Raw genomic sequence first — 11,684 nt, forward strand, 5'->3', positions numbered from 1 at the left:
CCCTTGCGGCGTGTCCCCATCAGCCTCCACGGCGCCAGGACTTGGGGACATGCGCGAGCGCATGTCCCCGGCCGGGGAGCCCGGCGGGTGGTGGGAAGGGTGCGAAGCGCCCGGGCCTCGCCCGGAGTAGCTTTGATGTTGATACCGTTTCGACGAAGTCAGAGCGCTTCGCGTGGAGCCGTTATCCGGAAGCCTTCGGGGCGCCGATTTTTAACCGGCTCCGATGGAGGCCCCCGACGGGCGGAAGGTTGGCGCCTTCCGGACCGCCTGGGCGATTTCAGCCCAGGCCTGACGACTTGATCCGCCTACCCCGAGCGCCGAAGCTTCGTCGCGGCTAGGGCGAACCTGCTCCAACTCCAACCCAGGGCGTCCCCGAGGAGACACGACGGACAAAGCCTTCCCGCTCGTCCACCCCTGAAAGCCGTTCGGTCGCCGGCCGGACGCCCTTCCCATGCCTTCAGGTGACATCAGGATACGGGCGCCTGGAAGGGTGAGCATAAGTTTGGTCGAAAAAACTTAGCGCATTGAAATCGCTGAGCTTCATCCGCTATCCGCCGAGCGTAAGTCGCTCAGCCGGGGACATGCCCTTGGGCGTGTCCCCATCGGCATCCGCGGAGCCAGGTCTTGGGGACACGCCCAAGGGCATGTCCCCGGCTGCGACGGCCCCCCCCGGATTGCCTCGCATCGATTCCCGTGATCGAAGGCCGCTATGGGCAAGCCTACGCCGCTCCGGATCGTCGATGAGGTCAACGTCCTGCCGGCGGTGAACGCCGAGGTCTTCGCGCGGGAAGCCGCGGAGGCCGGCGGGCCGGCGAGGCTGGACCTGCCCGAAGGGGAAGGCGCGGCGGCCGAGGCCTTCGCCCTGGGCGGGGCGGCGCTGGCCGCCTGGCCGTTCGAGCACCGCCCGCCGTCCGCGCGGCCGACCGCGTTGTGCCTGACCCGCGACGTCCTCCACCTGCCGGGCTTCGGCGCGATCCTGTCGCCCGACGGCGCGGTCCTGAGGGCCTCGGCGGGCGAGGCGGTGGAGCGTTGGCCGGACCTCTCCGGCCTGCCGGGCGCGGAGGTCGTGGACGGCGTCACGCGCCTGACGCTTCCCGACGCGATCCCCACGCTCGACCGCGCGTCGGTGTTCCAGGCCTGGGGCGGCAACTTCAACTACGGGCACTTCGTGCTCGACTGCCTGCCGTCGCTGGTGGCCCTCGACGAGCAGGGGCTGCTGGCGCGCTATCCGCCGATCGCGCCGCCCCTGGCCGCCTGGCAGCGCGACCTGGTCGCCATGGCCGTGGGGCGGCCGGTGCGGGAGGTGAAGGCCAAGGTCGTCCGGATCGCCGCCGCCGCCCACGCCACCAGCATGGACCACTATCTGCACGGTCCCGGCGACCTGCTGGCGCGCACGCGGGCGCGAATCCTGGCGGCGGCGCCCAAGCCCCGGACCAGCGGCCGCAGGCTCTACTTCTCGCGCCGCTGGCACTCGATGCGGGTGATGGTCAACGAGACGGCGCTGGAGACGGCGTTGCGGGCGCGGGGCTTCGAGATCGTCAGGCCCGAACGCCTGAGCGCGGCGGAGCAGGTCCGGATGGCGCAGGAGGCGGGGATCATCGTCGGACCGACCGGCGCGGCCATGACCAACGCCCTGTTCGCGCCGGCCGGGGCCACGATCGTCGAGATCCAGCCCCGGAACTTCACCAGCCAGTGGGTGTGGGCGGCCGCCCGCCAGGCGGGCGTGGAATGGCGCGGCTATGTCTGCGCCTCGCCCGTCGATCCCGGCGCGGTGGCGTGGCGTCATCGCCTCCGCCGCGGGTTCCGCTTCGGCTACGAGGTCCCGCTGGACGACTTCCTGGCCTTCGTCGACGCGGCGCTCTGACGACAAAAGAAAAGGGACGCACGAGCCTCGTGCGTCCCTTTCGACTCCAGGTCTTCCGTCGACCCTAGTCTTCGCTGTCGCTGACCGGGGCCAGGCGCGGCGGGGCGCGCATCAGGAAGGCCGGAACGTCGTTGCCGAAGCCCACCACGCGGCGGTCGTCGTCGTCCTCGCGGCCACGAACCGGCTGGACGCCGCGCACCGGCATCGGGGCGTTGGCGCGCGACGGGCGCTCGGCCGGGGCCGCTTCGGCGCGCGGCTGCTCGGTCCGCTCGGGGCGGCGATCGCGGTCGCGACCGCGTTCACGGCGGGCCGGGCGTTCGCCTTCGGTCCGTTCCGGCTGTTCGGCGGGAGCGGCCTCGACGACGGCGTCCTGTTCGACGCGCGGCTGGCGGCCGCGGTCGCGCGACGAGCCGCCGCGATCGCGACGGCTGCGCTCGGTCGGGGCGCGTTCGGCGGGAGCGGCTTCCTCGGCGGCCGGGGCCTGGGCCTCGACGGTCTCGACGGCGGCTTGCTCGCCACGCGGTTTGCGGCTGCGCGACGGACGCTTGGTCGGGGCTTCGCCCGGGGCCGAGGGGATCGGTTCGCCGGCGATGGCGGCTTCCAGATTGGCGGCCGCGACGTCGGACGGCACGGTCGGGGCGCGGTTACGATCGCGGTCGCGGCCACGCTCGCCGCCGCGCGAGCGGTCGCGATCCCGGCCGCCGCCGCGCTTGCTGTCGCCTTCGCGGCGCACGGTCACGGCGTTGGAATAGTCGAGGTCCAGCTTCTCTTCGGCCGGGGTCGAGCCGATCAGCTTGACCACCTTGTCGAAGCCCTTGTCGTCGGCCGGGGTGACCAGCATGTAGGTGATGCCGGTGCGGCCGGCGCGGCCCGTGCGGCCGATGCGGTGCACATAGTCGTCGGCGTGGTGCGGGACGTCGTAGTTGAAGACGTGGCTGACGGCCGGGATGTCCAGGCCGCGCGCGGCGACGTCGGAGGCCACCAGGATCTTCAGCGAGCCGTCGCGGAAGGCCGCCAGGGTCTTCATGCGCTGGCTCTGGTCCAGGTCGCCGTGGATGGCGGCGGCGTCGAAGCCGTGGCTCTTCAGCGACTTGGCGACGATGTCGACTTCGGTCTTGCGGTTGCAGAACACGATGCCGGTCTCGATCTGGGCCTTCTCGATCAGGGCGCGCAGCGCCAGGCGCTTGGCCTTCGGATCGGAGGAGGGGACCTTGACCAGCAGCTGGGTGATGTTGGCGTTGGTCGTGGCCGGCTTGGCGACCTCGATCCGCACCGGATCCTTCAGGAACTGCTTGGTGAGGCGCGTGATCTCCGGCGGCATGGTCGCCGAGAAGAACAGGGTCTGCTTCTTCGGCGGCGTCAGCTTGAAGATGCGCTCGATGTCCGGGATGAAGCCCATGTCCAGCATGCGGTCGGCTTCGTCGACGACCATGATCTGGACGCCGGTCATCAGCAGCTTGCCGCGTTCGAAGTGGTCGAGCAGGCGGCCCGGGGTGGCGATCAGCACGTCCACGCCGCGGTCCAGCTTCTTCTCCTGGTCGCCGAACGACACGCCGCCGATCAGCAGCGCCCACGAGAGCTTGGTGCCCTTGGCGTACTTCTCGAAGCTGGCGGCGACCTGGTCGGCCAGTTCGCGGGTCGGCGCGATGACCAGGGCGCGCGGCATGCGGGCCTTGGCGCGGCCCGAGGCCAGCTTGTCGACCATGGGCAGGGTGAAGGCGGCGGTCTTGCCGGTGCCCGTCTGGGCGATGCCCAGGACGTCTTGTCCGGCCAGGGCGACCGGGATCGCCTGGGCCTGGATCGGGGTGGCGGTGGTATAGCCGGTGTCGGCGACCGCTTGGAGGGTCGTGGGCGAAAGCCCGAGTTCGGAAAATTCTGTCATTTCACGCTGGTCTGAAGTCCGGAGCCACCCGTGTTTGGGCGAACGGGTGGCGCGGATTCGCCAAGCCTGCTCCGAAGCTGGGGATAAATAGGCTTTGGCCAGCCAAAGTCAATGTCCGGCGACGTCCGCCGCCAGGGCCGCGCTCAGGTCGCCGCTGGGCGCAACCGCAACGCCGGCAAGGCCCAGCCACGCGGCCATGAGCCGCAGCTCGGTCGCCAGGAGGGCGACGGTCTCGGCGTTCGCCTCCGGTTCGCGATGGGCCGACAGCACCCGCAGCAGGCCCGCCTTGCGGTCGGCCTTCAGATCGACCCGCGCCGTGATCGCCTCGCCCTGCAGGAACGGCAGCACGTAGTAGCCGTGGGTGCGCTTGTGTGCCGGGGTGTAGATCTCCAGCCGGATGCGGACGTCGAACAGGCGCTCGGCCCGCTCGCGGAACCAGATCAGGTTGTCGAACGGCGAGAGCAGGGCGCTGGCCTTCACGCCGCGCGGCCGCTTGGCGTCGGGCGCCAGATAGGCCGGCTGGTCCCAGCCCCGGACCTCGACCGGGACCAGGTCGCCGGCCTCGACCAGTTCGGCCACGCCGCGCCGGGCGTCGGCCAGGCCCATGCGGAAATAGTCGCGCAGGTCGCGTTCGGTGGCCACGCCCATGGCGCGGGCGGCCCGGCGCAGCAGGACGCGGTGGGCCTCGGCGCGGGACGGGGTCGGCGCCGACCAGATCGCCTTGGGCAGGACTTCCTCGGGCAGGCCATAGACCCGCTCGAAGGTCCCGCGCCGCGTGGCGGTGGTCAGCTCGCCGGCCCAGAACAGGCATTCGGTGGCCCGCTTGGCCTCGCTCCAGCCCCACCAGCCGGCCTGGCCGCGCTCGCCCAGGCCCAGCTCGCCGGCCGACAGCGGGCCGCGCTCGTGGATGGCCGCCAGGGCCTTGTCGATGAACGGCCGGTGGCTCGCCAGGAACTTGGCGACATTGCCCCAGACCCCGACGCCCTGGCGCGCGTCCTCCATGCGCCAGCGCAGCAGGGGCTGCAGGTCCAGCGGCATCAGCGAGGCCTCGTGGCCCCAGTATTCGAACAGCGCCGGCTTGCGGCCCCAGGCCAGGTCCTCCAGCAGCGGGCGCGGATAGGCGCCCAGGCGCGAGAACAGCGGCAGGTAGTGCGAGCGCGAGACGACGTTGACGCTGTCGATCTGCAGCAGGGCCAGCCGCTGGATCGTGGTGATCAGATGCCGTCGGGTCGGGGCGGCGGGGCGCTTGTCGGCGAACCCCTGGGCGGCCAGGGCGATGCGGCGGGCTTGCTTGTGCGACAGGGTCTCGACCATGCCCCCGAGTGAGCATGGCCGGGCGGCCGGTGACAAGCTACCGGGCCGCGCACTGCTGACGAAGGAAGTCACCATGGGCGGGCAGGGCGGCCGCTCCGTCGGCGGTGATCTTGCGCAGGTCGGCCAGGAAGCCCTGAAGCTGGTCGTCGGTGAGCTGGTCCGCCATGGGGTGATGGGCTTCTGGGATCACGCCCTGGCCGATCAGCACCTGCAGCCAGCTGGCCTCCAGGAACAGGTCGTCGGGCTCGCGGAACAGCCGGCCGTGGGTGCGGAAGAGCTCGACCTTGCGGGTCAGTTCAGCGGGGACGGCCATCTCGCGACAAGCTTGCCAGAACGGCTCCTGGCGCTGGTTGGCCCAGTAGTGCAGCACCAGGAAGTCGCGGATGCGCTCGTATTCCAGGCCGGTCTGGCGGTTGTACTCGTCGATGTCGCGCTGGGCGAAGCCCTTGTCCGGGAACAGGTTCAGCAGGCGCGACAGCCCGGACTGCACCAGGTGGATGCTGGTCGACTCCAGCGGCTCCATGAAGCCGCTGGCCAGGCCCAGGGCCAGGACGTTGCGGTTCCAGAACCGCTTGCGGTGGCCGGTCAGGAACTTCAGCGTCCGGGGTTCGGCCAGGGGCTCGCCTTCGAGATTGGCCATCAGCTGGGCGACGGCCTGGTCCTCGCTGACGAAGCGGCTGCAGAACACGTGGCCGTTGCCGGTGCGGTGCTGCAGCGGGATGCGCCACTGCCAGCCGGCGGGCCGGGCGATGGCCTGGGTGTAGGGACGGGGCGGGCCGGCGTTGGCCGTGGGCACGGCGACGGCGCGGTCGCAGGGCAGCAGGCCCGACCAATCCTCGTAGCCGGTCCCCAGGGCCTGCTCGATCAGCAGGCCGCGGAAGCCCGAGCAGTCGACGAAGAAGTCGCCCTCGACCACCTCGCCGCTCTCCAGCGTCACCGAACGGACGAAGCCGTCAGGCTCGCGCAGGGACGTGTCGACGATCTTGCCCTCGGTTCGGACCACGCCCAGGCGCTCGGCGTGGGCGCGCAGGTGGCGGGCGTAGAGGATGGCGTCGAACTGGAAGGCGTAGGTCAGCGGCTCGACCGCGCCGCCGGGCCGGCGGACGGCCCGGTCGAAGCGCCCGGCGAAGGCCGCCCGGGCGTTCAGCGAATAGTCCCACAGCGACCGGTCGTCGCCCTTCGGACGGCCCGCCAGCCAGTAGTGGTGGAAGGGGACGGCGCCCAGCGGGCGGCCGATCTCGCCGAAGGCGTGGAGGTAGGCGTGGCCGGGCGCGCGCCAGTCGACGAACTCGATGCCCAGCTTGATCGTGCCCTGGGTGGCGGCGAGGAAGGCGTTCTCGTCCAGGCCCAGGAAGGCGTTGATGTTGCGGATCTGGGGGATCGTGGCCTCGCCGACCCCGACGGTCCCGATCTCTTCGGACTCCACCAGGCGGATGCGGACGCTGTCGCCCAGGGCCCGGGCCAGCACGGCCGCGCTCATCCAGCCGGCGGTCCCGCCGCCGACCACGACCACGGACTTGATCCTGTCGTCGCCCATCCCTGGTTTCCCTCTTCCGGGCCCGCCTCTCCGGACGAGTCCCTATGCCTCTCCCCGCAAAAGAAAATCCCCGCCGGCGTGCAGGCGCCGGCGGGGAGTCGCAGGGGAGATCGCGTTAGAACCGGTACGAAAGACCGACCATGTAGGTGGTGCCGTACTTCTGGTAGTCGATGGTCCGGCGAGGATCGTTGTTCTCGTAGGTCTTGAACGGCTCGTCGGTGATGTTGTTGGCCTGCAGCAGCAGGGACAGGCCGTCGAGCGGACCCTGGCGGAACTCGTAGCCGATCTGGGCGTCGAGCACGGACTCGGTGTCGACGGTCCGATAGATCCGCGCGGCGCTGAGGCCGGCCACTTCGCCCAGGAACTTGCTGCGATAGCGGTTGCTGATCCGGGCGTTGAAGCCGTTGTGCTCGTAGTAGAAGGTGGTGTTGATCACCTTCTTCGACAGACCCGGCATCGAGATCGGGTCGCTGTTGTCGTCCAGCTTGACCTCGCTGTCGGTGTACGAGCCGCTGATGATCAGGCCGAAGTCGCGCAGGGGTTCGAAGAAGATGTCGCCCGTGACCGAGGCCGACAGCTCGATCCCGCGGATGTAGCCGCCCTTGCCGTTCTCCGGACCCTTGGCCACGCCTTGGGTCGTGCCCAGTTGCGACCGCACCGCCGGCGGCAGCAGCGCCGCGAAGGCCGAGAAGTCCTCGGGGTGCGAGGAGTTGGAGTTCACGAAGTTCGACAACTTCTTGTAGTAGGCGGCGGCCGAGAGGTAGGCCGAGCGGCCGAAATACTTCTCGAGCGACAGGTCCAGGCCGTCGGCGATGTAGGGCCGCAGCAGGGGATTGCCGCCTTCGGTGCTGAAGAAGGCGTTGGACGGATCCGTCGAGGTCAGGTTGCTGAAGTTCGTGTTGAACGACTGGCTGGCGCGCATCTCGTCCATCCGGGCGCGGGCCAGGGTGCGGGCCGCGCCGAACCGCAGGAACGTCTCGTTGCTGAGGTCGAACGTCAGGTTCAGGCTGGGCAGGACGTAGGTGTAGGTGTCGCCGCCGTCGTTGCTGGTCGGGTGGGCGGTGTCGGCCGGATTGATCCGCGTGCCCTTGGAGAACTGGTCGGTATAGACCACCTGCAGGCCGGTGTTGCCGGTGACCGGCACCGAGCCGACCTTGCTGTCGATGTCGAACTTCACGTAGCCGATCTGGACCTTCTCCTCGACCGACCAGTTGCGCGTCTGGACGGCCGGGTTCTGGTCGGCGATCAGCGTGTAGTAGTTGTTCTTGAGCAGGTACATCGGATCGTAGGCCAGCATGGCCTTGATGCCGATCAGGTCCAGGCTGACGGTGCCGACCAGGGCTTCCTTGGGGATCGCGCGGCTGGTCGGCGCGCCATCGGCGATGCGGCCGCCGAAGGTCAGGAAGCTTTCGTGCACTTCCTTGGACTTCTCGCGGCGGCTGGCGTTGTAGCCGAACTCGACCCTGTTGATCGGGCCCCACTCCAGGTCGCGCTTGGCCATCAGGCGGACCGCGTCCAGCTCGTCCTTGATCGCGGGCGTGTTGTAGAAGCCCGCCTGGGTCAGCGCCCCGCCGGCCGCGCCCGCGCCCCAGCCCTGGGGATCGGTCAGCACGAACAGGGTCGAGTTCGTGTAGTCCAGGCTCGAGCCGAAGGTGGTGCCGGCGCCCGGCGTGGTGTTGAAGGTCAGGGTGTCGGTGGCGCCGACGCCGGCCGGACCCGTGCCCGAATAGGACTCGAAGATCACGTCGGTGCGGTCGGCGGCCGAGTAGCTGAGGTCGGCGGCCAGGGTCCAGCCGTTGTCGGTCTCGTAGGAGATATTCCAGCCGGCCGACTTCAGCTCGGTGTGGCGGGTGTTGAGGTCGTTGCGCATGACCCCCTTCACGCCGGTGTAGGTGCCCTGGGTGATCAGGCCGTCCTGGACGGTGTAGCCGGGCTGCAGCGTGGCCGAGCTCCAGAACAGCGGCAGCTCGATGCCGCGCAGGATCTGCTTCTCGCGGAACTTCGAATAGTAGAGGTCGAGCGAGCTGCGCAGCTTGTCGGTCGGGGCGTATTCCAGCACGCCGATGACGCCGGTGCGCTTGAGGTTGTTGGACTGCACGTACGGCTTGGCGCCGCCGATCACCAGCGGGCCGCCGGTCGAGACGTTGGGATAGCCCCAGGCGTTGAAGCGGCGGCTCTGGGTCGGGGTCGAGATGTCCGACACGGCGACGGCCACGCCCAGGGTGTCGTCCAGGAACTGGTCGACCCAGGTGGCGCTGAGGCGGTGGCCGGTGTCCTTGGCGTCCGGGTTCAGCTTCTTCTCGCCGTTGAACTCGTAGCGGGCGTTGGCCGACAGGACCTTCTTGCCGTACTTCAGCGGGCGGATGGTCTGCAGGTCGGCGGTGCCGGCCAGGCCCTGGCCGATCAGGGCGGCGTCGGGGGTCTTGTAGACCAGCACGCCGCTGAGGATTTCCGACGGATACTGGTCGAACTCGACGCCGCGGTTGTCGCCGGTCGAGACCTGCTCGCGGCCGTTCAACAGCACGGTGTTGTAGTCGGGACCCAGGCCGCGGACTGAGATCGACTGTGCGCGGCCGTCCAGGCGCTGGGCGGTCAGGCCGGGCAGGCGGGCCAGGGATTCGGCGATCGAGGTGTCGGGCAGCTTGCCGATGTCCTCGGCCGACACGGCCTCGACGATCGAGCTGGAGGTCTTCTTCAGCGCGATCGAGTTCTGGATGCCGGCGCGGATGCCGGTGACGGTGATTTCCTCGACGGTGTCGGTGCTGGGCGCGGCCGCGTCCTGAGCGTGGGCGACGCCGGCGGTGGTCAGGAGCAGGGCCAGGCCCGTGGCCGCTCCGCTCATCAGCCGCGCTCGGCGCGGCATCGAATTGGTCGTCATTTGAGGCTCCCTCCCAATCGGCTCCCGCGGTTGCGCCGCGGTGATCCAAGCTTCGTTGTGAAAATTACTGCAAATAAACGCATCGGATTGCAACTGGAAAAATGGACAAAATGTCATCTGTGGCTTTTCGGTCCACCTGAGGCGCCGAAAGTCGGGAAATTGGCGCGCTTCGCGGGGCGATAAGGTCGATTGACAGGTTTGCGGGGTTTCTGCAAAAGATTGCAAACAATGGATCGGCGTTCTATCGACCGGTCTTCGATAAGCGGGAAGGGCGAGGGGCGTGGGCATTTCGGGGGCAGGGATGAGTCGATCGCCGGACGCCGCGTTCGCCGCTCCCGAGGTCTTGGCCGCCGGAGTCGCGCGGGTCGGGACGTCCCGCCGTGCGGCCGGTTTCGTCTTGCCCGACCGCCTGCTCGGCGACGACGCGACCAATGATCGCGGCGGTCTCGCCGATGCGTCCGCTCACACGATTTGCGTTCCGGAGGTTGGCCAGTGACGGTCGAGACCCTTTCAAAGCCGTCCGTCGACCTGGCCCAGGACCACGATTGGTGGCGCGGCGCGGTGATCTACCAGATCTATCCGCGCAGCTTCGCAGACTCGAACGGCGACGGGGTGGGCGACCTGCCGGGCGTCACGGCCCACCTGGAGCACGTGGCCTCGCTGGGCGTGGACGCCGTCTGGCTGTCGCCGTTCTTCACCTCGCCGATGAAGGACTTCGGCTACGACGTCTCGAACTACGAGGACGTGGATCCGATCTTCGGGACCCTGGCCGACTTCGACCGCCTGATCGAGAAGGCCCACGCCCTGGGCCTGAAGGTGATCATCGACCAGGTGTTCTCGCACACTTCCGACGAGCACCCGTGGTTCAAGGCCAGCCGCCAGGACCGTAGCAACCCCAAGGCCGACTGGTACGTCTGGGCCGACGCCAAGCCCGACGGCTCGCCGCCCAGCAACTGGCAGTCGGTGTTCGGCGGGCCGTCCTGGACCTGGGACGCGCGCCGCCGCCAGTACTATCTGCACAACTTCCTGTCGGCCCAGCCGGACCTCAACGTCCACAGCCCGCAGGTGCAGGACGCCCTGATCGCCACGGCCCGGTTCTGGCTGGAGCGCGGCGTCGACGGCTTCCGTTTCGACGCGATCAATTTCGCGATGCACGACCAGGCCCTGACCGACAATCCGCCGATCCTGAGCGGCGAGGGCAAGCGCACCCGGCCGTTCGACTTCCAGCACCATTTCCACAATCAGTCGCACGACGACATCCCCGCCTTCCTGACCCGGCTGCGCCTGCTGGGCGAGTCATACGGCGGCCGCTTCATGGTGGCCGAGGTCGGGGGCGAGCGCGCCGACAGCGAGATGAAGCTGTACACCCAGGGCCCCGATCGCCTGCACAGCGCCTACGGCTTCCTCTACCTCTACGCCGACACCCTGGCCGCCGACCTGATCCGGCAGGGGACCGCCATGTGGTCGGGCGAGGAAGGCCAGGGCTGGCCGTCCTGGACCTTCTCGAACCACGACGCGCCGCGCGCGGTGTCGCGCTGGGCCCGGGGCCGCGATCCCAAGGCCTTCGCCGACATGTCGCTGCTGCTGCTGGTCTGCCTGCGCGGCAACGTCTTCATCTACCAGGGCGAGGAGCTGGGCCTGCCCCAGGCCGAGGTGCCCTACGACCGCCTGCAGGACCCCGAGGCGATCGCCAACTGGCCCGAGACCCTGGGGCGCGACGGCGCCCGCACGCCGATGCCCTGGGTGGCCGTGGCCGCCCACACGGGCTTCTCCAAGGTCGAGCCCTGGCTGCCGATCGATCCGTCGCACATCGACCTGGCCGTCGACCGCCAGGAGCGCGACGGCGACTCCACCCTGAACCTGACCCGCCGCGTGGTCGCGCTGCGCCGCCGGCTGCCGGCCTTGCGGACGGGCGGCATGACCCTGGTCGAGGCGCCCGAGCCGCTGCTGGTGTTCCTGCGGGGCGAGGGCGCGGACCAGGTGCTGTGCGCCTTCAACCTGGGCTTCGAGGCCGCGGCCTGGGACCTGCCGGCCGGCTGGGCGATCGTCGACAGCGTCAACCTGGCCGGGGAGGGCGTGCTGCCGCCCATGGCGGGGCTGGTGGCGACCAGAGCTTAGGACCCTGGTGTCTCTATCCGATTGAAGCTGTGAACTTCAGTTGTCATCCCGGGCGGAGGACCGCGTAGCGGGCCGTAGACCCGGGACCCAG

The 11,684-nt window shown here is 69.6% G+C and carries 6 protein-coding genes; 2 read left to right on the forward strand and 4 right to left on the reverse strand.

Features of this window, described 5'->3' with window-relative positions:
• Window positions 1-709 precede the first annotated feature (709 nt).
• Window positions 710-1,864, forward strand: a complete 1,155-nt coding sequence (locus tag BR39_RS0124255) for a DUF563 domain-containing protein (RefSeq protein ID WP_029917073.1) — start codon at window positions 710-712, stop codon at window positions 1,862-1,864.
• Between the two features lie 64 nt (window positions 1,865-1,928).
• Here BR39_RS0124255 and BR39_RS0124260 read toward each other — a convergent pair whose 3' ends face one another.
• From BR39_RS0124260 to BR39_RS0124275, 4 genes are all read right to left on the reverse strand, one after another.
• Complete coding sequence (locus BR39_RS0124260) at window positions 1,929-3,746, reverse strand: DEAD/DEAH box helicase (protein WP_029917075.1); 1,818 nt, start codon at window positions 3,744-3,746, stop codon at window positions 1,929-1,931.
• Between the two features lie 108 nt (window positions 3,747-3,854).
• Window positions 3,855-5,060 carry a winged helix-turn-helix domain-containing protein gene (locus BR39_RS0124265; RefSeq protein ID WP_029917076.1) on the reverse strand — a complete coding sequence of 402 codons (1,206 nt, stop codon included), beginning with the start codon at window positions 5,058-5,060 and terminating at the stop codon, window positions 3,855-3,857.
• Between the two features lie 37 nt (window positions 5,061-5,097).
• On the reverse strand, window positions 5,098-6,597 hold the full coding sequence (locus BR39_RS0124270) for a tryptophan halogenase family protein (protein WP_029917077.1): 1,500 nt from the start codon (window positions 6,595-6,597) through the stop codon (window positions 5,098-5,100).
• Window positions 6,598-6,712: 115 nt separating this feature from the next.
• Window positions 6,713-9,475 (reverse strand): TonB-dependent receptor, encoded by a 2,763-nt coding sequence (locus tag BR39_RS0124275; protein ID WP_029917080.1) that lies wholly within the window; start codon window positions 9,473-9,475, stop codon window positions 6,713-6,715.
• A 492-nt stretch (window positions 9,476-9,967) separates the two neighbouring features.
• Here BR39_RS0124275 and BR39_RS0124280 point away from each other — a divergent pair, with 492 nt between their 5' ends.
• Window positions 9,968-11,593, forward strand: coding sequence for an alpha-amylase family glycosyl hydrolase (locus BR39_RS0124280; RefSeq protein WP_197026757.1), 1,626 nt, complete (start codon window positions 9,968-9,970; stop codon window positions 11,591-11,593).
• Window positions 11,594-11,684 lie beyond the last annotated feature (91 nt).

It is taken from the genome of Caulobacter sp. UNC358MFTsu5.1, from assembly GCF_000712075.1.
Lineage (GTDB): Bacteria > Pseudomonadota > Alphaproteobacteria > Caulobacterales > Caulobacteraceae > Caulobacter.